General features: G+C 46.7%; 26 protein-coding genes and 1 pseudogene. 25 read left to right on the top strand and 2 right to left on the bottom strand.

From position 1 onward, the window contains the following. Window positions 1–16 precede the first annotated feature (16 nt). From ACLD72_RS04405 to ACLD72_RS04295, 23 genes and pseudogenes are all read left to right on the top strand, one after another. Complete coding sequence (locus ACLD72_RS04405; protein WP_410996158.1) at window positions 17–871, top strand: carbohydrate ABC transporter permease; 855 nt, start codon at window positions 17–19, stop codon at window positions 869–871. A gap of 257 nt (window positions 872–1,128) precedes the next feature. Beyond that, window positions 1,129–2,667: an extracellular solute-binding protein gene (locus ACLD72_RS04400; RefSeq protein WP_410996156.1), complete on the top strand. Its 1,539-nt coding sequence runs from the start codon at window positions 1,129–1,131 to the stop codon at window positions 2,665–2,667. A gap of 19 nt (window positions 2,668–2,686) precedes the next feature. After that, complete coding sequence (locus tag ACLD72_RS04395; RefSeq protein WP_410996154.1) at window positions 2,687–4,759, top strand: alpha-glucuronidase family glycosyl hydrolase; 2,073 nt, start codon at window positions 2,687–2,689, stop codon at window positions 4,757–4,759. Window positions 4,760–4,812: 53 nt separating this feature from the next. After that, on the top strand, window positions 4,813–8,268 hold the full coding sequence (locus tag ACLD72_RS04390) for a glycoside hydrolase family 2 TIM barrel-domain containing protein (protein ID WP_410996152.1): 3,456 nt from the start codon (window positions 4,813–4,815) through the stop codon (window positions 8,266–8,268). 13 nt (window positions 8,269–8,281) lie between these two features. After that, window positions 8,282–9,898: a glycoside hydrolase family 43 protein gene (locus ACLD72_RS04385; protein ID WP_251591277.1), complete on the top strand. Its 1,617-nt coding sequence runs from the start codon at window positions 8,282–8,284 to the stop codon at window positions 9,896–9,898. Window positions 9,899–9,947: 49 nt separating this feature from the next. Continuing rightward, on the top strand, window positions 9,948–11,003 hold the full coding sequence (locus ACLD72_RS04380) for an NAD(P)-dependent alcohol dehydrogenase (protein ID WP_410996150.1): 1,056 nt from the start codon (window positions 9,948–9,950) through the stop codon (window positions 11,001–11,003). A 506-nt stretch (window positions 11,004–11,509) separates the two neighbouring features. After that, on the top strand, window positions 11,510–11,833 hold the full coding sequence (locus ACLD72_RS04375) for a hypothetical protein (RefSeq protein ID WP_458475577.1): 324 nt from the start codon (window positions 11,510–11,512) through the stop codon (window positions 11,831–11,833). A 23-nt stretch (window positions 11,834–11,856) separates the two neighbouring features. After that, window positions 11,857–12,225 (top strand): DUF6933 domain-containing protein, encoded by a 369-nt coding sequence (locus ACLD72_RS04370; protein ID WP_410996147.1) that lies wholly within the window; start codon window positions 11,857–11,859, stop codon window positions 12,223–12,225. A gap of 342 nt (window positions 12,226–12,567) precedes the next feature. After that, on the top strand, window positions 12,568–13,215 hold the full coding sequence (locus tag ACLD72_RS04365; protein ID WP_410996145.1) for a FusB/FusC family EF-G-binding protein: 648 nt from the start codon (window positions 12,568–12,570) through the stop codon (window positions 13,213–13,215). A 138-nt stretch (window positions 13,216–13,353) separates the two neighbouring features. Then, window positions 13,354–13,863: a DUF1572 family protein gene (locus tag ACLD72_RS04360; RefSeq protein WP_410996143.1), complete on the top strand. Its 510-nt coding sequence runs from the start codon at window positions 13,354–13,356 to the stop codon at window positions 13,861–13,863. Between the two features lie 165 nt (window positions 13,864–14,028). Continuing rightward, window positions 14,029–14,496, top strand: coding sequence for a hypothetical protein (locus ACLD72_RS04355; protein WP_410996141.1), 468 nt, complete (start codon window positions 14,029–14,031; stop codon window positions 14,494–14,496). A gap of 64 nt (window positions 14,497–14,560) precedes the next feature. Beyond that, complete coding sequence (locus tag ACLD72_RS04350; RefSeq protein WP_410996139.1) at window positions 14,561–15,166, top strand: hypothetical protein; 606 nt, start codon at window positions 14,561–14,563, stop codon at window positions 15,164–15,166. A 29-nt stretch (window positions 15,167–15,195) separates the two neighbouring features. Beyond that, window positions 15,196–15,936 (top strand): ATP-grasp domain-containing protein, encoded by a 741-nt coding sequence (locus ACLD72_RS04345; RefSeq protein WP_410996137.1) that lies wholly within the window; start codon window positions 15,196–15,198, stop codon window positions 15,934–15,936. Between the two features lie 69 nt (window positions 15,937–16,005). Further along, window positions 16,006–16,299: a hypothetical protein gene (locus tag ACLD72_RS04340; RefSeq protein WP_410996135.1), complete on the top strand. Its 294-nt coding sequence runs from the start codon at window positions 16,006–16,008 to the stop codon at window positions 16,297–16,299. A 347-nt stretch (window positions 16,300–16,646) separates the two neighbouring features. After that, entirely contained in the window at window positions 16,647–17,084 is a 438-nt protein-coding gene (locus tag ACLD72_RS04335) for a GNAT family N-acetyltransferase (protein ID WP_410996133.1), read from the top strand. A 52-nt stretch (window positions 17,085–17,136) separates the two neighbouring features. Further along, a complete protein-coding gene (locus tag ACLD72_RS04330) occupies window positions 17,137–17,706 on the top strand; it encodes a histidine phosphatase family protein (RefSeq protein WP_410996131.1) in 570 nt (189 codons plus the stop codon). 128 nt (window positions 17,707–17,834) lie between these two features. After that, window positions 17,835–18,257 carry a hypothetical protein gene (locus tag ACLD72_RS04325; protein WP_410996129.1) on the top strand — a complete coding sequence of 141 codons (423 nt, stop codon included), beginning with the start codon at window positions 17,835–17,837 and terminating at the stop codon, window positions 18,255–18,257. A gap of 45 nt (window positions 18,258–18,302) precedes the next feature. Next, the gene (locus ACLD72_RS04320; protein ID WP_036620204.1) at window positions 18,303–18,785 is read left to right on the top strand and encodes a tetratricopeptide repeat protein; all 483 of its coding nucleotides are present in this window, start codon (window positions 18,303–18,305) and stop codon (window positions 18,783–18,785) included. Continuing rightward, a pseudogene (locus ACLD72_RS04315) lies at window positions 18,778–18,954 on the top strand (GNAT family N-acetyltransferase); the annotation flags it as partial. The gene ACLD72_RS04320 and the pseudogene ACLD72_RS04315, both read left to right, overlap by 8 nt. Before the next feature lie 42 nt (window positions 18,955–18,996). Then, complete coding sequence (locus ACLD72_RS04310) at window positions 18,997–19,530, top strand: AAA family ATPase (RefSeq protein WP_410996127.1); 534 nt, start codon at window positions 18,997–18,999, stop codon at window positions 19,528–19,530. Window positions 19,531–19,568: 38 nt separating this feature from the next. After that, on the top strand, window positions 19,569–19,982 hold the full coding sequence (locus ACLD72_RS04305) for an 8-oxo-dGTP diphosphatase (protein WP_410996125.1): 414 nt from the start codon (window positions 19,569–19,571) through the stop codon (window positions 19,980–19,982). 60 nt (window positions 19,983–20,042) lie between these two features. Further along, complete coding sequence (locus tag ACLD72_RS04300) at window positions 20,043–20,501, top strand: GNAT family N-acetyltransferase (RefSeq protein ID WP_410996123.1); 459 nt, start codon at window positions 20,043–20,045, stop codon at window positions 20,499–20,501. A 49-nt stretch (window positions 20,502–20,550) separates the two neighbouring features. Further along, complete coding sequence (locus tag ACLD72_RS04295; RefSeq protein ID WP_410996121.1) at window positions 20,551–21,303, top strand: hypothetical protein; 753 nt, start codon at window positions 20,551–20,553, stop codon at window positions 21,301–21,303. A 452-nt stretch (window positions 21,304–21,755) separates the two neighbouring features. Here ACLD72_RS04295 and ACLD72_RS04290 read toward each other — a convergent pair whose 3' ends face one another. Then, window positions 21,756–23,132, bottom strand: a complete 1,377-nt coding sequence (locus ACLD72_RS04290; RefSeq protein WP_410996119.1) for a PTS transporter subunit EIIC — start codon at window positions 23,130–23,132, stop codon at window positions 21,756–21,758. Between the two features lie 252 nt (window positions 23,133–23,384). Here ACLD72_RS04290 and ACLD72_RS04285 point away from each other — a divergent pair, with 252 nt between their 5' ends. After that, window positions 23,385–24,584, top strand: a complete 1,200-nt coding sequence (locus tag ACLD72_RS04285; RefSeq protein WP_410996117.1) for an enolase C-terminal domain-like protein — start codon at window positions 23,385–23,387, stop codon at window positions 24,582–24,584. A 13-nt stretch (window positions 24,585–24,597) separates the two neighbouring features. Here the strand turns inward: ACLD72_RS04285 and ACLD72_RS04280 are convergent, their stop codons facing one another. Further along, window positions 24,598–25,305 (bottom strand): GntR family transcriptional regulator, encoded by a 708-nt coding sequence (locus ACLD72_RS04280; RefSeq protein WP_251591237.1) that lies wholly within the window; start codon window positions 25,303–25,305, stop codon window positions 24,598–24,600. A gap of 91 nt (window positions 25,306–25,396) precedes the next feature. Between ACLD72_RS04280 and ACLD72_RS04275 the strand changes: the two genes are divergently transcribed. Then, entirely contained in the window at window positions 25,397–25,897 is a 501-nt protein-coding gene (locus tag ACLD72_RS04275) for a PTS glucose transporter subunit IIA (protein WP_410996115.1), read from the top strand. Window positions 25,898–26,733: the final 836 nt, after the last annotated feature.

Below are 26,733 nucleotides of genomic sequence, written 5' to 3'. Positions count from 1 at the left end.
GAAAGGAGGGGCTGGTGTGCATACGCATCCTACCCTATTAAGCCGGCTGTTTGACGCCTTTAACTATGTGCTGCTGAGCCTTGTGGGGTTGGCCATGTTTTTACCGTTTGTTTATGTGGTGATCACTTCATTTTCGAATCAGAACACCGTGTGGCCCACGGAATTTTCCTTGGAACCTTACCGGTATATTTTCTCCACCCATACTTTCATGCAGAGCATAGGGGTTTCCGTATACATTACCCTGGCAGGAACGTTTCTCAGTTTGCTGACGACCGCTCTAATGGCGTACTCGCTATCTTACAAGGTTCTGCCCGGAAGGAGCGGCATTCTCCTGATGGTCCTGTTTACCATGGTGTTCCAGGGGGGGATGATCCCTACATATTTCGTCGTCAAAAACCTGCACATGCTGGATACGACTTGGTCCCTGATCATTCCGGGGATGATCAGCGCGTTCTATTTGATCGTAATGCGCGATTTCTTCTCCAGTGTGCCGCCCGAACTGCTTGAATCCGCAAAAATCGACGGCGCCCATGAGCTGACGGTATTGCTCCGGATCGTGTTTCCCCTGTCGCTTCCGGCTTTGGCCGCGTTTGGATTATTTTATGCGGTGGGCATCTGGAACCAGTATTTCAACGCGATTCTGTATATCAATAAACCGGATTTATGGCCGGTCCAGGTGATCCTTAGACAGATCGTAATCCTGGCTTCCGCCGGACTCGGTTCGGGAGACGGGGGAGAGAGCGTGGCCTACTATGGGCAAGGGGTCAAAATGGCCGTGATCGTCGTTTCCACGCTGCCGATTATGATCGTCTACCCGTTTCTGCAAAAGCATTTCGCCAAAGGAGCTTTAATGGGCTCGGTGAAGGGCTGACGAGATTATTTTATTTAAAAGTGCGTGTTCAAAAAGTTGAGTTTTCAGGACCGAGAAGGTTGAATGAAGCTAGGGACTGAGTAGCGGAGCGTAGATAGATCTACGTGAGTCAAATGTTTCCGAAGGAAACATGCCTCGGAAGCATCCGCTTGGAAGGCCCGGCTGAATTCAAGATTCGACGTCGACTCCACTCCCTGAATTACTTCGTCATGGGAAGACGACTTTTTGAACAACCTCTAAAAAGGGAGGCATTAGGTATGACACGTAGAAATAGTATATGGAAAAAATCGGGGGCCGCAGCGCTCATTTTGGTTCTGGCCGGCTCGCTGCTGGCCGGGTGCGGCTCCGGCAAGGCGAACCAAGCAGGCTCCGGCACGGACTCCGGTTCCGGTTCGGCTGATCAGCCGCTCAAAATCAAGATGACCCTGAACTTTGACGGGAAAGAAGTTCCGCAAAAAGATAACGAAATCGAGCAGGCGATGGAGAAATACACGAACACTGAACTTGATCTTACCCACATTTCCAGCAACGACTTTTGCACCAAGCTGCCGGTCATGATCGCCTCCGGCGAGCTGCCGCAGGTGCTGGCGAGCTGTGGCGCGCCTAACCAGTCCTATCTGATCACGGCCGCCCAAAACGGCGCCTTCTGGGATATTACGGATCTGATTAAAGATTACAAAAATCTGGCCTCCATGCCTCAGCTCGTCTACGACAACGTATCCATCGAAGGCCGGTTATATGGCATTCCGCGGTTCCGTCCTGTCTCCCGGTATACTTCGGTTTACCGTCAGGACTGGCTTGATCATCTCGGCATGCAGCCGCCCCAAACGCTTGATGATTTATACCGGATGTTAAAAGCGTTTACAGAGCAGGATCCCGACAAAAACGGCAAAAACGATACCGTCGGGGTGACGATCATGATCAGCAATAACAGTATCTCCTTTGACCTGAGCTCAGCCTTCGGCGCGCCCAACAATTGGAGCGAGACGGACGGGGAATTCGTAAAAGCGGAAGAGACACCGGAATACCTGGAATATCTCAAATTTATGAAAAAGCTCTATGACGAAGGGCTGATGAACAAAGATTTTGCCTCGATTGATGTCGGACAAAACGAAGGCAATTTGGAGAACGGCAAAGCCGGCGTGATTAACGCTACGACCAACAACGTGCTCGGCTTTCAAACCCGTGTCGAGAAAGTGAACCCCGCGGCGAAGCTGGATTTTGTCAGCGCGCTGGAAGGGCCGCAAGGACAAAGGGTGTCCGCGGACCGCGGCTCCAACGGCATTCTCATGTTTCCGAAATCGAGCGTGAAAAGCGAAGAGGAGCTGAAGCAGCTGCTGGCTTTTTTTGACAAGCTGGCGGATAAGGAAATGGCGGACCTGCTGGAGTGGGGGATTGAAGGCAAGCATTACGAGATCAAAGACGGGAAGGCGGTTCGTCTCAACCAGGAGCTTTATGATAATGAGGTTTCCTTTCCATACAACAAACCTCTCGTGACAGTACCTTTAACTTCGATTAAAACGCCGGGCGACCTTGATCCGATCTCCGAGAAAGTGCTTCAAGTGGAGAAGGAAAATGAGCAATTTGCCATCAAGGACCCTACGATGAGCCTGGTCTCCGATACTTGGGCGGAACGCGGCGCTGAACTGACGCAAATCCTGATCGACGCCAAAGTGAAATTCATCATGGGCAAGCTGGATGAGAACGGCTGGAAACAACAGCTGGAGAAATTTAAGCAAGCGGGCGGCGACAAGGTAGCCGAAGAGTATGCCGCCGCATTGGCCAAATCGAAATAGCAAAAGCGGAGGTATTTCCATGCAACGGTTAAGCAATCACGGTGAGGTTTACAAATGCTGGCTGCGGTACGCGGCGGTTACTGATCCGGCAAAACTTCAGGAATACCGGAAATGGTGCGGGGAGCTTGTCTCCCCGGCTGCCGCCGGCGTCGTACTTAAATCGGCGATTGAGGAGCTCCAACAAGGCATTCTCGCGATAACTGGTTCGAGTCTGCAGGATCGACAATCCCCTTCCGCATCCCATTATATTTTGCAGGGAACCCGCGGACAGTCGAAAGCAATCGACGAAGCTTTATCCTCGCTATCTACTTTGTCCGCGGATAGTTACATACTCAAAACTTTGCCTCTGGACGGGCGGAAGTGCCTGCTCGTCGCCGGGCGATCGGACCGCGGAACTTTGTACGCGGCTTTTCATCTGCTTAGGCTCATGCAAATGGGAAGCACACTGGAGGACCTGGATATTCAGGAGTCCCCAGTGAACGGACTAAGGATGATCAACCAGTGGGACAACATGGACGGAAGCATTGAACGCGGGTACGCGGGGCAATCGATTTTTTACGAAAATAACCGCATCGTCAGCGATCTTTCCCGGATCAAGGATTATGCCCGGCTTTTGTCCTCGGCGGGAATCAACGCCATCTCCATCAACAATGTCAATGTTCATCATCACGAGACGCTGCTCATCAAGCAGCCGCAGTTGTCCGAGGTGGCCCGGATCGCAGGCGTATTCCGCAAGTATGGCATCGCAACGTTTCTAAGCATTAATTTTGCCAGCCCGATGCAGGTTGGAGATTTGCCCACAGCCGATCCGCTTGATGAGGGGGTCAGAGGGTGGTGGAAGAATGCGGCCGAGGAAATTTACCGGGTCATTCCCGATTTCGGCGGGTTTCTGGTTAAGGCGGATTCCGAATCCCGTCCCGGGCCGTTTACGTATGGGCGGAATCATGTTGACGGGGCGAACATGCTGGCGGAAGCGCTGCTTCCCTTTGGCGGCACCGTGATTTGGCGCTGCTTTGTTTACAATTGCCAGCAGGACTGGCGCGATCGCAGTACGGACCGGGCCCGAGCCGCCTACGATCATTTCACGCCGCTCGACGGCGGGTTCCACGACAATGTGATTTTGCAGATTAAAAACGGACCGATGGATTTCCAAGTCCGTGAGCCGGTGTCGCCATTATTCGGGGCTTTGCCCTCGACGAACCAGGTGCTGGAGCTGCAAATCGCCCAGGAGTATACGGGGCAAGCCAGACACGTCTGTTATCTGGTGCCGCAGTGGAAGGAAGTGCTTGAGTTCGACACGTTTGCGCGCGGCGAAGGCTCCGATGTGGCTAAGGTGATATCCGGCTCATTATTTGGCGGGAAGTTAGGCGGGATCGCGGCGGTATCCAATATCGGGAACGATGCAAACTGGACGGGACATGTTTTGGCCCAGGCGAATTTATACGGATTTGGCCGCTTGAGCTGGAACCCGGAGCTGACCTCGGAACAGATTGCTAGAGAGTGGATTTATTTAACGTTTGGTACCGAGCCGAAGCTGGTGGAGGTCATTCTGAATATTCTTTTGAACTCCTGGCAGACCTATGAAAATTACACCGCCCCGCTTGGTGTCGGCTGGATGGTGAACCCGGATCGTCATTATGGGCCGAACGTAGACGGCTACGAATATTCCAGGTGGGGGACCTATCATTTTGCCGACAGGAATGGCATCGGCGTGGATCGGACAGAGAAAACGGGAACGGGATACGCTGCCCAATACCATAAACCGCATGCGAACCGCTATGAATCGCTGGACACTTGCCCGGACGAATTGCTGCTGTTTTTCCATCATGTTCCGTATACCCACAAGCTGCATTCCGGTAAAACGGTCATTCAGCACATTTACGACACGCATTTTGCCGGGGCGGAGCAGGCAACGGATTTTTTGGAATCCTGGCTGACCCTGGAAGGGAGTATGGATGCGCAGCAGTTCGAAAATGTACGCAGCCGTCTTCAGGAACAAGCGCAGCACGCCTTGGAATGGCGGGACCAAATCAATACGTATTTTTTCCGTAAGTCCGGTATTGCCGACGAACACGGGCGTACGATCTATTAGAGGTTGTTTTTGAACTCCACTATTATTAGGAAAGGGAAAGAGGGCGAGAGGCGATGAATATGAAGATGCGGTTTAACGACGGTTGGGAATTTGCCAAAAGCGGCCTGGAAGTTGCGAGTCCTGCCGATCTGAACTTTGAACCGGTCGATATTCCCCATGACTGGCTGATTTACAATACACTGGATCTGTACGAAAACAGCATCGGCTGGTATAGGAAAACATTCAATTATACAGGCAGCGATGAGGAGGTTTTGTTGGCCTTTGACGGGGTTTATATGGACTCTACTTTGTATGTGAACGGGCAGCAGATCGGGGAGTGGAAATACGGGTATTCCTCCTTCGAGCATGAAATCACGGAGGCACTGGTGTCCGGGGAAAACGAAATTGTGCTCAAGGTCGTGTTTCAAAGCCCCAACAGCAGGTGGTACTCCGGTGCGGGGATTTACCGCAATGTATGGCTGAGAACACGGGGCCGGGGCCATATCGTCACGGATGGCATCTATGTTTCTACGGCGCGGGACGGGGATAAATGGCAGGTGGACATCGAAACCGAATTAAAGCTTGATCGGGATGCATTACTCTCTCATACGCTTTTGTACAAAGGGGAGATCATTCAGTCCAGTGCGGAACAGGTCTCGCCAGGGGCAGGAGGCAAAGATTCCGCCGTGATTCTGAACCTGCAAAAGCTAACGATCCCTTATCCGCATCTTTGGAGTACGGAAGCGCCGCATTTGTATACGCTCGTGACCGAGCTGCGGCCGGCTGGGGCGGAAATGGGCGGCTCCAGCGGCGGTCCGATTCTTGAAACCGTTACTCAATCCGTCGGATTCCGGGAGCTCCGCCTTGATCCCAACGCGGGTTTCTTTTTGAACGGGAGATCTATGAAGTTAAACGGCGTCTGCGAACACCATGATCTTGGCGCTTTGGGTGCGGCGTTCAACAAGGAAGCCATGCGGCGGCGATTGCGGATATTGCGGGAGATGGGCGTGAATGCCATCCGGACGGCCCACAATATGCCGGCGCCCGAGCTGATGGACTTGGCTGATGAAATGGGCTTTCTGGTCGTGTCCGAAGCTTTTGACATGTGGGAAAGACCAAAAACGACTTACGATTACGCGCGTTATTTCAAAGATTGGGCCGCTGCGGATGTGAAGAGCTGGGTCAGACGGGACCGCAACCACCCCAGCCTTTTGCTGTGGAGCATCGGGAATGAAATCTATGATACCCATGCCGATGAAAGAGGGCAGGAAATCACTAGGCTGCTGATGGAGGAAGTACGCGAATCTGATCCGAAGCAAAACGCCCGGGTGACGATCGGCTCCAATTACATGCCTTGGGAAAATGCGCAGAAATGCGCCGATATCGTCAAGGTTGCAGGCTACAATTATGCGGAAAAATACTACCGCCAGCATCATGCCGAGCATCCGGACTGGATCATCTACGGCAGTGAAACGGCTTCGGTCGTACAAAGCCGGGGCGTGTACCATTTCCCGTTTGAGCAGTCCATTCTGGCCGATGATGATGAGCAGTGCTCGGCGCTGGGGAACAGCTCCACCAGTTGGGGGGCGAAATCAGCGGAAGCGTGTATTTTGGCGGAAAGGGACACTCCGTTCTCCTTGGGGCAGTTCATTTGGACCGGATTTGACTACATCGGGGAGCCGACCCCGTATCATACGAAAAACGCCTATTTCGGGCAGATTGATACGGCAACATTCCCCAAAGACTCGTATTACATCTATCAGGCGGAGTGGACGGATTACAAAGACCGGCCTATGGTGCATCTTTTTCCATACTGGGATTTCAATCCCGGGCAAATGATCGATATCCGCGTTTGCTCGAATGCCCCCCGGGTGGAGCTGATCTGCAACGGCGTGACCGTTGGAAGTCATGAGATCGATCACCGGAATGGGCAAGAGCTGGTCGGATGGTGGAAGATTCCTTATCAGGCAGGGGAAATCAAAGCCATCGCTTACGACGAGCACGGCCGGGTGATTGCAACCGATGTTCGCACCTCTTTCCAAGACGCGAGACAGATCAAGCTAAAGCCTGATAAGGAGTCACTGATCGCAAACGGGACGGATCTCATTTTTGTGGAAATTACGATGGAGGATGAGGACGGGCGGCCTGTGGAGAACGCAAATAACCGGGTGTTCGTTGAAGTTACGGGAGCAGGGCGGCTGGTGGGGCTCGATAACGGAGACAGCACGGATTACGATCCGTACAAAGGCTTAAGCCGAAGATTGTTCAGCGGAAAACTGATGGCGATCGTTGCGGCCGGTACTGAGCCGGGCACGATCCGGATGAAGGTAAGTTCAAAAGGCATGGAGAGCCGGACGCTGGAATTTGCCGCCCTGCCTTGTGAAGCAGAAGAGCTGTCGGGAATCTCCGCTTATATGAGCAACCGGGAGCTGCCTTGCGTTATGGGCCGACTGGACGAAATTCCGCTGCGCAAAATCGAATTGCTCAGCCGCTCGGGTCAGCATTTGGACGAAACGAAACCTGCGGTTGAGGTGGAAGCGAAGCTGTACCCTCATAATACTACCTATACGGAAGTGGAATGGAGCGTGGTCAACGACGCTGGCATTCCTTCCAATCTGGCGCAGATTGAAGGCGATGGTCACACCGCACGAATCACGGCTTTAGGGGATGGCGCATTTCGCGTTCGGTGTACCGGCAAAAACGGCAGCGACAAAATCAAGCTGATCTCCGAACTGGAATTTGCGGTTACCGGACTCGGCATGGCGGGTAAGGACCCCTACGGCTTTATCTCTGCCGGGCTGTATGATTACAGCCGAGGCGAACTCGGCAACGGTAACGAAAGAGGCGTCGCCACCAGCAGGGACGGAGAAACCCGGGTCGGCTTTCGGAATCTCGATTTTGGTTCCCATGGTTCGAATGAGATTACCCTTCCCATCTTTGCCTTAAGCAGCGAGCCTTACCCGCTGCAGATTTGGGAAGGCATGCCGGGCGAAGAGGGCAGCGAGCTGCTGGCCGATGCCGTGTACCAGAAAGAGACGAAATGGAATGTCTACCAGGAGGAAACGTTCCGCCTAAACAAGCGGCTCCGCGGCATCACTTCAATTTGTTTCGTACTCCGGCAGAAGGTCCATATCAAAGGTTTTTATTTTACCCGTCAGAATCGGGCTTTTGCACAAAACGCCGCTGCGGACTGTGATCATATCTATGGGGATACCTTTAAGATTGTGGACAGCCGCGTCGAAGGCATCGGCAACAATGTCTCTTTGGAGATCAAGGAGATGGACTTTACGGCGGAAGGCGCCTCGAAGCTGGCTGTTTACGGACATTCGCCGATCGATAAAAATACGATTCACGTGCGGTTTTCCCGTCTGGACGGCGAGAGCCTGCAACAGCTGATCGAATTTACGCACACCGATGGTTACGAGGTGAAGGAGTTTCCTTTGAACAAAGTGACCGGCGTGCAGGATGTGACGTTTATCTTTTTGCCGGGGAGTCAGTTCGATTTTGGCTGGTTCCGGTTTGAAAAATAGGAGGGGTGTCAAAATGAAGACGATTGTTAACCCGATCTTGAGCGGTTTTAATCCCGATCCTTCGATCATCCGCGTCGGTGACGACTATTATATCGCCACGTCAACGTTTGAATGGTTTCCCGGCGTTCAGATTCACCATTCCCGCGATCTCAAGCATTGGCGTTTATTGCCGCATCCGCTGACGCGGACCAGCCAGTTGAACATGCTTGGCAATCCCAGCTCCGGGGGCGTTTGGGCCCCCTGTCTAAGCTACTGTGACGGGATTTACTATCTCGTGTATACCGATGTAAAAAGCCATATCGGACCGTTCAAGGATACGCACAATTATTTGGTTTATGCCTCCGATATTGAGGGGCCTTGGTCGGAGCCGGTCTACCTGAACAGCAGCGGTTTTGATCCATCGCTATTCCACGATGAAGACGGCCGGAAATGGCTGCTCAACATGGTGTGGGATCATCGGAAAGGACGAAATCGCTTCGGCGGGATCGTGATGCAGGAGTACGATGAGCGGCAGCGGCAGCTGGTTGGCCCGGTGCATAACATTTTCCGCGGGACTTCGCTTGGCCTGACGGAGGGACCGCATCTTTACCGCCGCGGCCGCTATTATTATCTGCTGACCGCGGAAGGCGGCACCCGCTATGAGCATGCCGTTACGATGGCTCGCTCGGAGTCCATCCTGGGACCGTATGAGGTCGATCCGGCGAATCCGATTTTGACTTCCCGGTTTAATCCCGAGCTCCCGCTGCAGCGGGCGGGACATGCGGACCTGGTGGAGACGGCTGCGGGCGAATGGTACATGGTTCATTTATGCGGCCGGCCCTTAAAGACGTCCCGTATGTGTAATCTGGGCCGGGAGACGGCGATTCAGCAAGTGGAGTGGACGGAGGATGGCTGGCTGCGGCTGGTGAGCGGAGGTTGTGAGCCGGAGCTTACGGCCGCCGCCCCTGCGGATTTGCCGGAGCATCCTTTTCCCGAGCAGCCGCCGCACGGTACGGGCATCGATCATTTTGATGGCGAGACGCTTGCCGTCCATTTCAATACCCTGCGCGAACCGGCAGACGAAGCTTGGCTTTCGCTGCGGGAGAGACCGGGTTATCTGCGCCTTCGCGGACGAGAGTCCTTCTCTTCCGCCCATGGCCAGAGCCTGGTGGCCCGCCGGCAGCAGGCGTTCACCGCGGAGGCGGAGACGGTGGTCGAGTTCGAACCCGACACGTATCAGCAGATGGCTGGGCTGGTCTACTATTATAACGCTCGGAACTGGTATTATTTGCGGATCAGCCGGGACGAAACGCTAGGCAAATGCCTGGCCATCCTCACGAGCAACCAGGGGGAATATGATGAACCGCTGGATCAGGAAATATCCGTGAACGGATGCGAACGGGTTTATCTGAAGCTTACGCTGGATCATGATCAGGCTCAATTCTACTACTCGGTGGATGGCTCCGATTGGAACGCTGTCGGGCCGGTGCTGGATGCCGGACGCATGTCCGATGAAAATGCGGAGACGAAGCGCGGGGGCGTACTGTTGGACCAGGGATTTACCGGCGCGTTCATCGGCGTCTGTGTCCACGATTTAAGCGGGCGCAGTCTCCATGGGGATTTTGATTATTTTGCGTACCGGGAGGACTGAGAATGAACCCGGCATGTACATCATTTTATTTTACAAGAGGTGAATTCGTATGACGGCAGGCAAGATGAAAGCGGCGATCATGGACGAGCCGTTTACCATCGCGGTCAAAGAGGTGGAAATTCCTGTTCCCAAGGAGAACGAGGCGCTGATCAAAGTTTATTGCATCGGCATATGCGGATCGGATGTGCATTATTACGAGCATGGCAAAATCGGGCGTTACGTGGTCAAGGAGCCGATTGTGCTGGGCCATGAGCTGGCCGGCGAGGTGGTGGAGGTAGGCGTCAATGTAACGAATGTAGCCGTGGGCGACCGGGTGGCGGTGGAGCCGGGGGTGACCTGCGGCCGCTGCGATTATTGTAAAAGCGGGCGCTACAATTTGTGCCCGGATGTCGCTTTCCTGGCGACGCCTCCGGTGGACGGCGCGTGGGCGGAATACATCGTGATGCCTAGCGATTACCTGTTCAAGCTGCCGGAAGCGATGAGTTACGAGGAAGGTGCGCTGCTTGAGCCGCTGTCCGTTGGCTTTCACGCTTTGCTTCGCGGCCAGGCCAAGCCGTTTGACCGGCTGCTGATCACCGGCCTCGGCCCGATCGGCCTGCTTGCGGGGCAAGCGGCGAAGCTGTTCGGCGTATCCGAAATCTACGGAACGGATGTGGTGCCGCTGCGGCGGCAAATGGCCCTCGACCTGGGCTTTACCGCAGCGCTTGACCCGGCCAGTGAGGACGTCCGGGAGCGGCTCGTCGAGCTGACGGGCGGAGAGGGGATCACCCTCATCGTCGAGTCGTCGGGCAATGCCAAAGCGATGGCCGATACGATTAAGCTGGTCCGGCGCGGCGGAAGAATCGTCTTCGTCGGCTTGCCCGCTTCGGACACGGTGCCGATGGATATGGGCCAGCTGATCGACGGCGAGATTGACGCCTATGGCGTTTTCCGTTATGCCAACACGTACAAGCCAGCGATTCAGACGCTGCAGCATTCCTCCGCCGAGATGGAGAAAATTATCACCCACCGCTATGCGCTCGATGACATTAAGGAGGCGGTAGAAACGGCGCGTACGGAGAAAGACACCAGCATTAAGGTCATGATCTATCCGAATATGCCTTGAGCGATGTATAATACCCCAGCCTCAGATAAGAATTATCTAGGGCTGGGGTGTTTTGTGAATACCGGATCGTCATATGCATGATGCCACCTCTCATTGGAAAAAATCCAATAGATTGACGGCATCAATCGCAATTTGGTACTCTCATTGGAAAATATCCAATAGAATTCGCCCCAATCGCCTATTTTGCACGGTGCAGAGCCAGATCTATTGGAAATTTCCAATCTAACTGCCGTATCTGCCATTGAATTTCCAATTCAATTGGATATTTCCAATCAGAACGTTGTGTCAGAGCGGGAAACTTCCCGACTTTGACAGCGACTTCATGAATCAGTTTCAATAGTTTGCTCGTTGAACTGCATATTTGCAGTTGAACCGCCCTTTTCGAGGGATTTCGACGAAAATCGCATGCCCTTTCGGCTTGTGCATTTCGTGGAAAGTTACAGACGGTCATAGCGGTTGGACTGATCATTATTTTTTGAAAAAATGAGTCGGGGGCAAGAACTAAGGTGGAATTTGAAGTGAGAGAAATCAAATTAACAGCGCATCAGTTTGAAGAACTAGTCTTTGCCAGTGAGCATACGGGATATGAAATGAAATATTATTTTGATTTGCAGACCAGGGAAGTAGAGATGTTGGGAGATTACATTGACAATGATCCTGAGCTTGAAGAAAGAATTGAGGAAGAATTTGGAGAACGCTATATCAGAGTACCGCAAATTGAATCATGGCAATCGTTCGAGGATATGGAAAAATTCACTGAAACCGTGACAGACAAGAGAATGAAGAACTCGCTTGAACATGCTCTAAGTGGGGGAAGGGGGGGTTTTTAGAAGATTCAAGGACACTTTATCGGATGACGATTATTATTTTTGTCAATAACTCAAGTCGATTATGTTTGATCCTCGATGGGATTCGGAGTTCGCAATTAAGCAAACTGCAGGAAAAATTTAAGTCCGAACTTAAAGAGTATTTACAGCTAGAGGGGATAAAGAAAAGTGTGATTGAACAATATTTGTTTGAAGCCGGAGAAGTTAGTATAGGTATTACCAATGATAAAAGTGTTTTGGCAACGATGACAGAAATGTTACGCTATAGTAGAAGTGCAGAGTTTGATCACACTTTTGACCTGAGTGCCTGGCTAAACTCATTGATCTACAAGCCCATTGATTATCAAAAACCCATTAAAGTATTCAAGGATGCACTAGAAAGAAAGTATTCATGACACGGCCGGCCATTTCGTAAACCTTAAGGCTCTCGAAGTGCAACAAATTTAGGAAGAATGTTGGTCTGAGGAGATACATTTAATCCATCCACCGAAAAAAATTGCGCCTCCCGGGACTTGCTGCTATACTTTGCGTATGATATGTGATTGGGGGTAGGACCGGTGGCAATACTGAATTGCTCATTAGCTAGGGAGTCCTCATGCAAAGCCTGATTTGGGGCGATACTTTGCGTGGGGCGTGATAGGATGAACTGGATCGCCCAAACTTAAACTTTATCGTTTCTAATAACAGGCTTTGCACCTTATTGATTATCTTTCAAAATAAATAAGGGGCTGAAAGCTATGAGTACACCATTTATTAGAAACCACCAATTTAACGTGATTAAGAAACAAGCGGAATTTCTTCAGAAAACTTTGCGGACCGTTGCGGATCGGAGTGTCTTGGAAACCGTAAGGTATAGTGCCGTAGCGAACATTGTTGAAGCATTTCCGGTTCTGACAGAGGATCAAAAGAAGATGCTGGGACAAATCTCGACCTTCGAGACGGCATATGATTTTCAGAGATATCTTAGCGCCTTGGAAGCGTACCTGGAGCCTTTTCCACCGATTACGCCGAAGCAAATTCAGAAGTTATTCCCTAAAAATAAGAAGCTGAAAGTGCCGGATTTACAATCCATCGACTTTCGTTTTGTGACGTATCTGGGTTGGGTGGATATCGCCACGAACAAGCTATTCATTGTATATCCGTTCGAAGGACGGTTCATTGGCATCGAGGGCAGAATTACGCCGACCAACAAGAAAGGGTATTGCCTGTTCTGCAATCGGCATCAGGAGCTTGCCTTTTTCTCGGTCAAGACCAAGCCTGCTATCGCTTCGCCGGATAATATTTCGCTCATGGGTAACTACGTATGTCTGGATAACCAAGGATGCAATCACAGCATTACCGATACAGGATCACTGGAGAAGTTCATTCTCTCCGCCAGTAAATAAGTTGCTATAACCAGAAATAGGCTGCCGCTTAAGGCAGCCTATTGTGTTAGTAATGAGTAAATCTGAGGCATCAGGCTATCCTCCCTTAGCGATCAGATGTATAATTATGGAACATGAATATTAAAAAGAGGTGTACCAATGGATATAGCCTCCGAAGTGATCGAGAGTATGTTAATCAAATTTAAATCTGAGAAGAAATGGACTCTTCAGGCGATTGCGCAACTGTCAGAAGAAGATATAAATTGGTCGCCGAACACGGAAAGCAACAGTATTGCGAATTTGGTTGCTCATATTCGGGGTTGTGTTCACTCTCGAATTGAAACCATCTTTTTTGATATTCCTGATACAAGGGACCGGGATAAGGAATTTGAACGCGGACTAACCATGTCCAATGAGGAAGCCTATAACAAGACAAAGGAAGCCTTTGATATAATCATTCAATATCTCGAACACCTAGGCTCAAACCCGGAATTGTTATTATCTCAACCCTTTATCAATCGTCCACCCCTTACATATAGCCAAGTAAATAATGAGACAACCTCGCTTAACCTAATGATAGCGATGGTTAGAGAGATTCATTATCACACAGGGCAAATCATTTATGCGGCAAAAATAAGAAAAGGGCAGCTTGTATGGCAATATGACTAGACAGAAACCCATGGAGAGGGACTGTCTTTTTTATTGTCAAGAAGAAATGGAATGAAGGTATAATTAAACGAGAAGATATGGTGTGTGTGTAAATCCCTAAATGGAGGCGTGCAGAAAGGAAGTGAAACCTTTAGGGTTAGTTAACCTGAAAGGAGGAATAATTACATGCCATATCATGAATTTATAGTTGGGGATGAACGAGCGCCTTTAGAAAATGTGACATGGGATAAAAACAGAATTGCCATTAATGGAATTGAAGTTTTACCTCAGGTTTCAATTGATGATGATTTTATTAATTATATTAGTGATTCTCTCGCATGGATTAAATCTAGGGGGCCGAGTGATGCCTTTCATGGATTTGGATTGGATTTATATGGGTATACGATAATCCGGGATAAAGAGAGTCTGAATACTTTTAAGAATATTATTTCATCTTGGAAGGAACTTTTTTTGTACGCTCCTCCAGAGTTTATTATTACCGGAAATTACGGTTGGGAAGCAGGGTCAGATGAAGGGCACTACGAAAAGATATCAGTTACACGAAATGAATTAATCGAATCATTAAGCAAATTAATAGAGGTAATAAACACCGCCTTAGAATCTAATCAATGTGTGATACACTTTGGAATATAATGAAATAATACAGGTGCGTACTAAAGAATATTTTTCCGGCAAGTACAACTAAAGGAGGTCTCTTATGAAGAACTTCATAATCTTTGGATTTATGGTAACAGTCATTACATTGACAAGTTGCTCGTCTAATGAAGAAACCTCCAATCGTACTGTACCAACTTCTGAAATTACTGCCCCCTCCAATGACCCGGTGCCTTCTATTCAAGAAGACAATTATTATTCCATTAAGACGGATGAATCTTCTTTAATTCAGTTGCGGAATGATGAAAAATCGGTTCGAGAGGTTTTGGGCAAACCATTAAAGGAAACCACACCAGAGCCGCTCGGAGACGGGGCGGATACTTTTAGCGGGATGTATAGCAAGACCCTTGAATATGACGGGCTAACATTGAAATTTTTGGGAAAATCGGCTGAAGAACTTTGGTTATCTGAAATTGAATTAAGCAATAACAAATATGCAACGTCGGAAGGAATTAAAGTAGGGGACTCTTTAAATGCTTTACTAAATGCTTACCCCAATATTAAATATCTGGATACTACTATACTCGAAAACAAGCCAAATTCGAAGGTATACGGATTTCGCCAAGGCGAGCTTGGATTTTTTGCGGATTTTGTTGTTGATGAGAATGAAAAAATAGAAGCCGTGCATATGTATTTTGTATTTGATTAGTTATATGGAGAATTGAGAGGTATCAATGGATGAGAGCATACATACAGGCAGACAAGAATGGGGACTTCTACAATGTAAATGCATTTATCGCTAATGAAGGCTTCACTTCTTTCGGGTGGGAGACAATTAAGTTTTATGACGTCCAAGAAATTAAAGAACATAATCCTGAAGATATCGTAGTTGGCGGAATTGGCAACGTGAGAAAACGTCTCGAAATTTTGGGATTTGAAAGAAATCATGGGGAGATCGATTATCCAACTTCCTTATCCGGTTATTTTGGCAGAAAAATTTGGACTACAACGATTCAGGAACTTTTTGAGAACAAAGAGAATTGGAATGTTTTTATAAAACCGAAGGACACAACAAAGAAGTTTGCTGGAAAAGTTGTCAAAGAATATAGAGATTTTATAGGATTAATGGAAGAAAACGAGGTTACGAATATTTGGTGTTCGGAAATTGTTGATTTTATAACGGAGTGGCGTTGTTTTATTCGCTACGGCCAAATACTGGATATCAGATATTATAAAGGCGCTTGGGATTCAAAATTAGATTTAAGTGTTGTAAAAAGTGCGGTTAGAGATTTTACCGATGCGCCGGTTGCTTATGGTATGGATTTTGGAATGGATCGGGAAGGAAATATGAAATTGGTGGAGATCAACGACGGACATTCTTTAGGAACTTATGGCATCAGCCCTTTAAACTATGCGAAATTTCTTTCGGCTAGATGGTCGGAATTAACAGGGACTAAAGACTATTTAAGAAGCTTATAGTTTAAGGAACCTATTGTACGCAGCAATACAGCATTCAAGAAACATACAAGGTTAGAAGAGGGGCCTTTCATGAATATTTACTTAGAGTACGGTGATACAAGCTTTATAGGGTTAGTCAACGCTCAGAATTACAAGTCCTTTGTAAATGAAGACTGGGAGTTGGTAGAACTGCTGCAGCATTTTAGTAGTGAAATGATAAACGAAAATATATTAGTGTACCAAATGACAAACGAAGGAATTGAACATTCATGGAATATAGATGTAATCATAGGTCCGGAAACGGAAATAGCCGATGAAGAGTGCTTCAGGAAGGCAGAAGGATACATAAAAGTAACAGACAACAAACTTTATATTGTGGACTAGGATTGTTTAACAATGTCCGCGCAATTTGAAGATGAACAGGTCCCGGATCATAATTGCGCGAAAAATCAAATAAATATCAACAACGGGACATATAAAGTAACTTTTTATCAGTATTATAATGTAGATGAAAACAAGTTTATTGGCAGAAACGATACTGACATTAGGATGATTATAACGGAAATTTCTGAAATAAAAGATCAGGCAGATAAGGTTTTTTGGTGCACTTTCTATTAGATTTCTGTTATGATATTAACAAAGAGCAGCTCTCTGATGAGGGCTGCTCTTTGAATTTTTTAAACTAGACCTGCTACTTAGAATGGTATAATCAGGAAGAAGGGACTGATTCAATGATAACAATAAGACAAATCACAAGAGATGACTTAAAGGATTTGTGTATGCTCTACGAGGAACTTATTGATAGACAGACCAATTTTGAGAAATTGGTTGAAGCATTTGAAAGCATTAAAAGTAACGATAATTATTATATACTTGGAGCTTTTAAAGAAAATGAATTAGTAGGATCAGTTATGGGGATTATTTGCCAGGATATAGTAGGGGAATGCAGACCTTTTATGGTAATTGAGAATGTCGTGGTTTCCGGTCGAGTTCGTAAACAAGGAATCGGGAAAAAATTGATGAAAAATATTGAAACAATAGCTAAGGAAAGAAGCTGTTATTATATAATTTTTGTGTCTGGTGGACATAGAAAAGAAGCACATGCTTTTTATGAGAAATTAGGATTTAAAGATGAAAAGGTTGAAGGATATAGAAAACATTTTTCTTAAAGGGTACGTTTAAGTGAAGAAGATATTTCAAATATTTCAAGTCGGAGGTTGTATGAAAACATATATTTATATGGTGAGACATGGAGAGTCCCCAAAAACGGAAAATAATGAGAGAACTCGCGGGCTGACGGACAAAGGATGGTCTGATGCAAAAAGAATCACGGAAATACTTAAAAATGAAGGAATAGATGTATTTGTATCGAGTCCTTATAGGAGAGCCGTGTTAACCATCGAGGAATTAGCGAAGTGTTATGATAAAGAAATATTACTTTTTGAAGAGTTAAGGGAATTGGAATTTTCAAACGAAAATCGGATAATGACTGATCAGGAATTATATCCCGAAGTAAAAAAGATGATTGGTGATCCCGACTATTCATTGCCTGGAGGAGAGTCCAGTGTGATGTGTATGAACCGGGCTATTGGTGTTTTGAAGAAGATAATAGAGGAAAACCAAGGAAAAAAGATCGTAATTGGCACACATGGACTGGTCATGACATTAATGATGAGATATTTCAACAGTAAGTACGATTTCGATTTTTTGTTAAGCACAACGAAACCGGATATCTACCGGATGGAGTTTGAAGAGGGCGGTTTAATGGAAGTAAAGAGAATATGGAATTGAGGAACCGGGTGGAGTTGTTCTTATATCATTATTTTGAATCAAGTCACGGACCGTTCAGAAATCTGTCAGGGATGAAGAAATAATACAAAAGTACATTAAGAAAAACGGTATGTGAAAAGGAGAAACTTATGCCAACTACATTAGAGCAAGACATAATATCAACATCAGAAAGCTTCACCAAAAATTTTGCGGATAAAGGCAATTTCAATTTTAGTATTGAAAGCCTACATGATGTAGATGATCTTCTTGATGAACTATGCGATTTTGAATTGGATGAAGAACATTTGGATTCAGTCTCTTCTATGGTAGGATGTTATATTTTCGAAGTTGCTAGAAGGAACTGCGGCGGGAAGTACTATTGGGTGCAAGATCGAAAACAACCGATTCTAATTACGGGTGAACCGGATTTTTCAATTTCATTATTAGCTTTTGATAAAGTGAGGGGAAGAATTCTAAATGGAACAGAAGATAATATCCCTTTTTACTTTAATGGTTATGTCGAGGCGGTTAAAAAGGGCAAAGAAACAGGATACTGTGCAACGATTGTTTGAACTTGCCGGACTAAAGGGGAAAATAATCGTAGAGGATGAACATTAATGAACGAGTTGGAAAAAGCCATAGAACTCAGGCAAAGCGGAAAATTGGAAGAAGCCAAGTCATTGCTGCTTGATTTGATAGCGCAAGATCCTAAGAATCCGTCCGTTTGGTACCAGTGTGCTTGGGTACATGATGCTGCGGGACAAGAAAGGGAAGCGGTCCCGTTTTACCAGAAAGCCTTGGAGTTGGGACTCCAAGGAGAGGAAAGACAAGGAGCATTATTGGGTTTGGGAAGTACGTATCGAACACTGGGAATGTACCAACAGTCCGAGAAAATATTTGAAGAAGCGATAAAAGAATATCCGGAATCAAAAGAGTATCAAGTCTTCCTGGCAATGGTTAAATACAATCTTAAGGAACACAATGCTGCAATGGAAATTTTATTAAGTTTATTGGCTGAAACAAGCAGCGATAAAGGGATTCAAACCTATAGGAGAGCCATTCAATTTTATTCAAACAAGTTAGATCAGGTGTGGGAATAGGATCATGGAAGCCATTAGGGAATACTTGCAGGACAATGCACCGGAAAAATCATTTGTAGGCTTATTTGCATCCCAAGGTAAAGAGCCATTCTACAATAAATATGGTTTCCATAAACATGACGGAATGACGGGAATGTTCGGCGTTATTCATGAAATTGAAATAAGATGACGTTATTGCATAAATCTAAAAAGAAATAGGGGGACGTTATATATGATAACGGAACATCCTCGGATCATTTTAATTACGGGGATTATGGCGAGCGGAAAATCGACGGTGGCTCAACTGCTTGCTGAACGGTTTGGAAAGTCGGTCCATTTACGCGGGGATATTTTTCGAAAAATGATTGTCAATAACCGCAGTGAGGTAACGCCGAACCCGGAAGAAGGTGAAATAGAACAATTGCTGCTCCGGCATAGGCTAACGGCCCAAGCTGCCGATCTTTATTTTGAAGCAGGGTTTACCGTGATTGTTCAAGATGTTATCATTGGCCCCATGCTGCAAGGGTTTATATCATTTGTCCGTAACCGTCCTTTGGATGTGGTTGTTCTTTGCCCCAATAAATCAGTTGTGGCACAAAGGGAAGCTGCGCGAACGAAGAAAGGATATGGAATTTGGACCGTAGAAGCATTAGATAACGTACTGCGGAAGGAAACTCCGCGAACCGGAATGTGGTTAGATTCCTCTAACTTAACACCCGAAGAAACCGTTGATGAAATTTTGGGAAACCTCATTTGGAAAGAATAAATTGAAAAATAAGTGATTTTGCGAGCATTCTTTAGGAGATGACGAAGTTGTCCAAAGTTGAAATGACAAATATGTGCATGATTTACGATAAAGACAAAGGCAAGGTTTTAGTACAGAATAGAGTTAAGTCATGGAAGGGGATAGCTTTTCCGGGCGGACATATCGAAGACGGCGAAAGTATTATAGATTCTACAATCAGAGAAGTTAAAGAAGAGACAGGGTTATCGATCAGTGATTTGGAGCTATGCGGAATCATTCATTGGTTTAATGATGAAACCGGCGATAAGTATCTGGTTTTTTGTTATCGAACGGAGAAATATAGCGGTGATTTATTGGCTGAAACGGAAGAAGGCCGATTAAGTTGGGTAGATGTTAAGGAGTTACCCTCGCTTCCCCTTGCGGAAGGGTTTAGAGAAAGGCTGCCCATGTTTATTGACAAGAAATATTCCTAGGGATTCGGACTATGGAATAAGGCTGCAAGTGAGATGAAATGGCAATAGAAGGAGGATATTATGGAAGTATCCATTGAAAAACTATCAGATAAATTATCCGCGCCCTATGATTTATTGTTGCTCGCAGATCCCTCTAAAGCTATAGTTGATGATTATTTATCGAGAGGTATTTGCTATACGGCTTCATTAGAGGATGAGGTAGTTGGTGTATTCGTTATTTTGAGGACTCGGCCGGATACGATTGAAATTGTAAATATAGCAGTGAAAGAGAACTATCAAGGTCAGGGACTAGGTAAAAAAATGTTGTCGCACGCCATACAAACCGCCAAAGAGATGAACATCAAAACGGTTGAGATCGGCACGGGCAATTCAAGTGTTTCACAGCTGGCCTTGTATCAGAAGTACGGTTTTCGGATCGTTGGGGTGGATCACGATTTTTTTGTAAGACATTATGATGAAGAGATTTATGAAAACGGGATCCAGTGCAGGGATATGATCCGTTTGCGGATGGAGATTTGATACTGGCGCTAAAATGATGTCAATAAACCTTAATGAGGAGACTTAAGATTTGAAGCCAAATGATAAATATCTGATCAAGCTTTGGAAACCGGCAATTATTATCGGCTTGTTAGCCATATATAGTATTTTCGCAAGCGGAAATTTTGGTATTATCCTGATCCCCGTTGTTGTCGCGATTGTATTTATGGTACTTAAAATTAGGAGTAAAAATGGTGTGGCCAAAGCGCTTCAACATGAAGATCCATCCAGGTTAATAGACACGATCGTAAAACCATTGAAATCTTCCATTTCGCAAAAGAAAACCGCGGAATGTTTGATGGCTTACAATACGGCTATCTCACATGTATTATACGGAGAATACAAGCAGGCCGAAGACGTGATGAGTAGAGTGGATTGGGCTTCCAAAGAGCCGATGTTTCAATCATTGGACTGGAGTATCAAGAGTTTAATTCACTTGTTTACCGGCAACATTCATTTAGGGCTGTCCGAAGCCCGTCAAGCGAGGGCTTTAGCCACGACATCAGCGTTTCCGGGGGCTCAAAAAAGTATCGACACCTATGAGGCGTACATACAAGTCGGGCAAATCCTGGCCGGGATATGTCATGACGAAATGATACATAGTTTGGAGGCAAAGCAGCAGAAGCTGCCGCTTATTCCCGCTTTGCTTATTGCTTGGGGATTAATAAATGGATATCACGAGAGAAATGAACTGGAGAAATATCGGCGTATGGTTGAATTTTGCGAAAATAACGCGCCCCATTGTCATCCATTAAGACGTTTGGTTTCTGTAAATGGGGATTAGGGAGACACTGGTGTGCAGGTGCAGCCGTAAAGCGAATCCTAACGGACACCAGCGCCGTTATTTCGATGAAATCAACCGTTTTAAAAATGTAACGGACACCACAGACCTTATTCGGCATTTTTGAGCACGTATCCGGCCATTTTCGAGCAAATAGCGCCTCCCCTGTCCGTTAGAAATCAGAGCGGCGATTTTTCAGGCAAATAAGGTCGCTCAGGTCCGTTAGCCTCCCCATGCGGTCGGATCTGCCGTTTAGAGTAGCTTGTCATCATGCTCCATGGTCCACCGGAGCTAAAAATGCAAAAAACCGGACGAAGGTGTCCGGTCTTTGTATTTTAACCGATCAAGCAACATCCGCCGCAGTCCAACCATAGCCCAACCACAGCCCGACCACAGTCCAACCACAGTCCAACCTCAGTCCAACCGCGGCCCCACTCTCCCCGAACCGAAATCTATTAAGCCGATTGCGCAGCAGTACCAGTACCGCCTTTTCTTAGGAGCAGGTAACACAACGTAAAGGACAGGGCAATTGCGATAATCATGCCGGAGATGGCATATACGAAGTAGGGCCCGATGTAAGCAGGGATGCTAAAAATGCTCGAGAGTACGTATCCGTACAATCTGACGCCAAAGAAACTGATAAATGCCGAAGCGACGGAACTGGCGATGATTGCAGATAGAAACGCCTTTTTATATTTTGCCAAAACCCCGAACAGGGCGGGCTCTGTGATTCCCAGCAGACCGGAAATCGCGGCCGAGACGATAATTGACTTCTCTTTTGGCGTATTGACTTTGAAGTACACGGCGAAGGTGGCGCCTACAATGGAGAAGTTGGCCATACACATCATGGGCATCAGCATATCGTAGCCCTGGGTGGCGAAATTTTGCAGAGCGATGGGAGTCATGGCATGGTGCATCCCCGTAAATACGGCCAGCGGACGAATCGCCCCCACAACAACCCCGGCCACAATAGGCGAGATATCAAACAATCCTTGAACGACCCAAGCTAACCCATTCCCCAAATAAATTCCGATCGGACCGATTACCGACAAGGCCAGAAAACCTGAAATAAACAGCGTCAATGTAGGCGTAACAACCGTTTTGAGCACTTCCGGAATAAATTTGTTCACGATTTTATGGACATAACTCATCAACCATACCGCAAAAATAATCGGAATGACCGTACCTGTGTAGTTAAAAACAGGGATCGGGATGAAGCCCATAAAAAGAAATTGCGATATTTCTCCGGCTTTGGCCGCGTCCACCATCGTGGGAAACATAATTGTAGCGGCGATGGCGATCGCCAAATATTCATTGGTTTTAAAAATTTTAGCTGCTGATGCCGCCAGGAAGAAAGGTAAAAAGGTAAACACGCCGCTGGCCATCATATTGATGATTTGCACGGTTTGGCTTTGATCCGAAATGATCCCCAGCGCGGACAAACCGGCAAGCAGCCCTTTGATCATACCGGCCCCGGCGATCGCAGGCACGATAGGACCGAATACCCCGGATACGATATTCATAAATACCGTAACGAAATCTTGTTTCTTTTCGGCTTGCCCGGCTTCGGCGGGTTCCTTCTCGGAAATCTTTAATTCACTGGCCAGAACATTAAAGTATTCGTTGACTTTGGGACCCAGTACGATCTGGAATTGATCGTTGTTAAATTGCGCGCCCAAGACGGGATCCAGCTCTTTGATTTTCTCGATGTCCACTTTGCTTTTATCTTTTAAAGTAAACCGGAGCCTGGTCATGCAATGCCAAGCGTTGTCAATATTGCCCTCCCCGCCGACCCTGGAAATGATATCCTGTACGACTTGTTCTTTACTCATGCAAAATTCTCCTGTCTGGAATAAGTTTTGGTTCCGTTTACAACCTGAATAGTAACACAAACATTCTTTAGTTAAAAGCAGTCCAAAATTCACTGAATTTTTGAGAAAACGTTGATTTAACAAGGTTTTTCCTATAAAAATATTAAAATTGGACTGGTTTATTTTATTCTTGGGCGCTTTTTGCCAACCAAATTGATTCCCCGCTATAAACATGTTTCAATAGACTAAGAAATTACAGAAAAGAGGAATAGCATGATCCCTTCCATAATTACCAATGTTGAATGTTTTGTGGTTAAACCCGACCGGCATAATCTCGTAGTTGTTAAGGTAACCACGGATAGAAACATAACCGGATATGGCTGCGCGACTTTTCAACAGCGTCCCAAAGCTGTTCAGGTGATGGTTGAAGAGTACCTCAAGCCAATACTAGTGGGGAAAGACGCTAATCATATTGAGGATTTATGGCAAATGATGATGGTCAACGGGTATTGGCGTAATGGACCGGTCACCAATAATGCCATTTCCGGCGTGGATATGGCCTTGTGGGATATTAAGGGGAAGCTTGCCGGCATGCCTTTATACCAGCTATTTGGGGGGAAATCCAGGGACGCGGTTCCTGCCTATACGCATGCGGTTGCCGATAACATCGAAGACCTGTATATAGAGATCGACGGCCTTTTGGAACAAGGGTATAAACATATCCGTTGCCAGCTTGGGTTCTATGGAGGGAACCCGACACGTTTGCATGTCCCGGAAAATTGCACGGAAGGGTCTTATTTTGACCAGGACGAGTATATGGAGACAACGATAAAGATGTTTTCATTGTTAAGGCAAAAATACGGCAATCAGTTCCACATTTTGCATGATGTGCACGAGCGGCTTTTTCCTAATCAAGCGGTGCAATTTGCCAAGGAAGTTGAGCGGTACAAGCCTTACTTTATCGAGGACCTGTTGCCGCCCGATCAGAACGAATGGCTGAGCCAGATTCGCGCGCAAACTTCAACGCCGATTGCCACCGGGGAATTATTTAACAACCCGCTGGAATGGAAGAGCCTGATAGTTAACCGGCAGATCGACTTTCTTCGTTGCCATGTCTCGCAAATTGGCGGAATTACGCCCGCGCTGAAGCTCGGAGCTTTATGTGAAGCTTTTGGAGTCAGGATCGCTTGGCATACTCCATCGGATATATCTCCGATCGGCGCCGCTGTCAATACGCATCTCAATATTCATCTGCATAGCGCGGCCATCCAGGAAAATATTCCAATCAAGGAGCGTACGCGCAGCCTCTTTTCCCCGATTTTCGATGCCAGAGACGGTTACATTTATCCGATCGATCTGCCGGGAATCGGAGTGGATTTCAATGAATCTATGGCCGGGAAGTATCCTGTCGAGTATAGAATGCATGAATGGACGCAAGCGAGAATACCGGACGGAACGATCGTGACACCTTGATGATCGCCCGTTCTTATTGCGTTCTTCTTTTATGATGCTCATTGTTAAACGCCGTAAAATAGGTGCATTTGTAATCGATGGCGACAATTTCACTGGTTTCAAAAATTTTGCCGTTGCTTAAAATGCCGCGGCTTGAGATTTTCATGGCCGGGCTTTTCCTTTTTTGCTGCAAGAGCATGGCTTGTTCTTTATTCAGCGTGATCGCCTCATAAGTGTTGAGATAGTGGGATATGGAATATTTGTGCTTTAGCACATACGACTGGATCGATTGTTCGGCATCCTGATGCGTAAGGGTAGGGAACAGCGCCACCGGCAATCTGGATATCTCAATTTGCATGGTTCGATAGTTTACGATTCTTAATCGATGATAGACCCATACTTCGTCTTTGCCGGTAATCCCAAAAATCTGCTGATCTTCGGGACTGGCCGATTGTTTTTGCAATTCGATCACTTTGGATTTTATACTAGAGTAGGGGTTTTCGGTCAAAGAATTGTAAATTAACGGACTGGTTTGCAGATTTTTATTCAAAAAAATGCCCGAACCTTGAATGACATTCACCATGCCCATGTCTTTTAGTTTTTTGATCGCTTCTTGGATCGTATATCTGGAAACGTGGTATTGTGCCGCCAGTTCCCGCTCGGTTGGCAGTTTCCAATCGGGAAAATAGTTTTGGTATATCTTGCTCAGCAAATCGTTAATGACAAATTCTTTCTTGTTCATGATGGGCTCCTCCTAAATGCATGAATCAAGGCTGTTGATTTCCCCTCAAGTATAACTCAGATTCATATATTAAATCAGGAGGTAACAACAGATGTTTTTTAAACGCAAGAAAAAAGAGGAAAACCTGCCGTACCTGGATATTCCATCCCCTCTGCCGGGGAAAATCATACCTTTGGATCAAGTGGAGGATGAAGCATTCTCCAGCAAAGCGATGGGCGAAGGGTTCGCCATTCTTCCCGATTTGGGCAAGGTTGCCGCTCCATTTGCAGGCAAAATCGCCCATATCATGGAGAAAAGCAAACATGCCGTTATTCTTGAGCATGAATCCGGAGTTCAACTGTTAATTCATGTCGGGATGAATACCGTTGCTCTGAAAGGAGAAGGATTTAAAGCCTATGTAAAAAGTGGCGATCGGGTGAAAAAAGGCCAGTTGCTGCTTGAATTCGATATCGATTTGATCCGTCAGGAGGGATATTCCGTCATTACGCCCGTTATCGTTCCCGCGGGCCAGGAAGCGGTCAAGACCATCGAACAAATAAACACCGATCAAGGGTCGCTGGAGGAGACGGTTCTGCGGATTCATTTTAATTAACCTTGAAAGGGATGGGGCGGGATGAAACAGGGTGAAGCTGAAAAGTACCATGTGTTAGCGAGAGGAATTATCTTATCCCATGATTATTTGCTGGTACCTGTTTATAACCGACCTGGAAGGCGCCGATCCTACAAGCAACCCGGTATCTCAGGAAAAACATTTGGAATTTTATTGGATCCCTATCGATGAAATGGAATTGCATCATCTTTTGCCCGCTCCCATCCGGAAAGTGATTAAAAATTACGTAGATCAAGTCAGAGGCCCCTACTTTGAAAGTACATTTGAAGCATAGGAATAATAGCAAGTCAAAACCCACTCCAAGGTTTCCGAACCGAAGGGTGGGTTTCTGCATTTATGGATACAAGGTATATGTTGGAATTTGGCGAAATAAATTAGCACATCCACTATACGGGAAGCGGTTGGGTTATTTTTTCATGGGAGTTTTCTATAACACTCTATGCGCTGACAATAGGTGCACTATATAACCTGATTTATCTTGTGGTGGCGATATCGCGCAGTAAACCAGCCAAGGCCGAAAACTAGGCTGAATAGTTGTAAAATATACAAAATATACATTTACTTATCCGGATATGTAGCCAAACACTTGTTTAAGTGTAAATCCTGCAACTAAAGCGGCCTAATCTGAAGAACTAACAAAAATGTTTGGATGTAATTGCAGGAAATACAATTAAAACCTATGAATCCGTATCATCTATTAAATCTAATTGTGCGTTTTACAACTAAACGCCCAGAGTACGTCGATACGCTGCTTTTGTTACGCGTATCAACCGGGAAATGGGGACAGCTAACCGGATCAAATGCAAAAGTGCATTTCA

It is taken from the genome of Paenibacillus lacisediminis, assembly GCF_046567315.2.
Note: the sequence above shows the minus strand (reverse complement) of the source record. Positions and strands in the feature narration are given on the sequence as shown.

Coding starts and splice junctions, on each gene's coding strand:
- ACLD72_RS04370 (WP_410996147.1), top strand. CDS start 11,857: ATGACGATTATTATTTTTGTCAATAACTCAAGTCGATTATGTTTGATC.
- ACLD72_RS04320 (WP_036620204.1), top strand. CDS start 18,303: ATGAACGAGTTGGAAAAAGCCATAGAACTCAGGCAAAGCGGAAAATTG.
- ACLD72_RS04350 (WP_410996139.1), top strand. CDS start 14,561: ATGAAGAACTTCATAATCTTTGGATTTATGGTAACAGTCATTACATTG.
- ACLD72_RS04285 (WP_410996117.1), top strand. CDS start 23,385: ATGATCCCTTCCATAATTACCAATGTTGAATGTTTTGTGGTTAAACCC.
- ACLD72_RS04365 (WP_410996145.1), top strand. CDS start 12,568: ATGAGTACACCATTTATTAGAAACCACCAATTTAACGTGATTAAGAAA.
- ACLD72_RS04340 (WP_410996135.1), top strand. CDS start 16,006: ATGAATATTTACTTAGAGTACGGTGATACAAGCTTTATAGGGTTAGTC.
- ACLD72_RS04380 (WP_410996150.1), top strand. CDS start 9,948: ATGACGGCAGGCAAGATGAAAGCGGCGATCATGGACGAGCCGTTTACC.
- ACLD72_RS04310 (WP_410996127.1), top strand. CDS start 18,997: ATGATAACGGAACATCCTCGGATCATTTTAATTACGGGGATTATGGCG.
- ACLD72_RS04360 (WP_410996143.1), top strand. CDS start 13,354: ATGGATATAGCCTCCGAAGTGATCGAGAGTATGTTAATCAAATTTAAA.
- ACLD72_RS04335 (WP_410996133.1), top strand. CDS start 16,647: ATGATAACAATAAGACAAATCACAAGAGATGACTTAAAGGATTTGTGT.
- ACLD72_RS04385 (WP_251591277.1), top strand. CDS start 8,282: ATGAAGACGATTGTTAACCCGATCTTGAGCGGTTTTAATCCCGATCCT.
- ACLD72_RS04390 (WP_410996152.1), top strand. CDS start 4,813: ATGAATATGAAGATGCGGTTTAACGACGGTTGGGAATTTGCCAAAAGC.
- ACLD72_RS04355 (WP_410996141.1), top strand. CDS start 14,029: ATGCCATATCATGAATTTATAGTTGGGGATGAACGAGCGCCTTTAGAA.
- ACLD72_RS04400 (WP_410996156.1), top strand. CDS start 1,129: ATGACACGTAGAAATAGTATATGGAAAAAATCGGGGGCCGCAGCGCTC.
- ACLD72_RS04325 (WP_410996129.1), top strand. CDS start 17,835: ATGCCAACTACATTAGAGCAAGACATAATATCAACATCAGAAAGCTTC.
- ACLD72_RS04330 (WP_410996131.1), top strand. CDS start 17,137: ATGAAAACATATATTTATATGGTGAGACATGGAGAGTCCCCAAAAACG.
- ACLD72_RS04290 (WP_410996119.1), bottom strand. CDS start 23,132: ATGAGTAAAGAACAAGTCGTACAGGATATCATTTCCAGGGTCGGCGGG.
- ACLD72_RS04275 (WP_410996115.1), top strand. CDS start 25,397: ATGTTTTTTAAACGCAAGAAAAAAGAGGAAAACCTGCCGTACCTGGAT.
- ACLD72_RS04300 (WP_410996123.1), top strand. CDS start 20,043: ATGGAAGTATCCATTGAAAAACTATCAGATAAATTATCCGCGCCCTAT.
- ACLD72_RS04305 (WP_410996125.1), top strand. CDS start 19,569: ATGACGAAGTTGTCCAAAGTTGAAATGACAAATATGTGCATGATTTAC.
- ACLD72_RS04280 (WP_251591237.1), bottom strand. CDS start 25,305: ATGAACAAGAAAGAATTTGTCATTAACGATTTGCTGAGCAAGATATAC.
- ACLD72_RS04395 (WP_410996154.1), top strand. CDS start 2,687: ATGCAACGGTTAAGCAATCACGGTGAGGTTTACAAATGCTGGCTGCGG.
- ACLD72_RS04345 (WP_410996137.1), top strand. CDS start 15,196: ATGAGAGCATACATACAGGCAGACAAGAATGGGGACTTCTACAATGTA.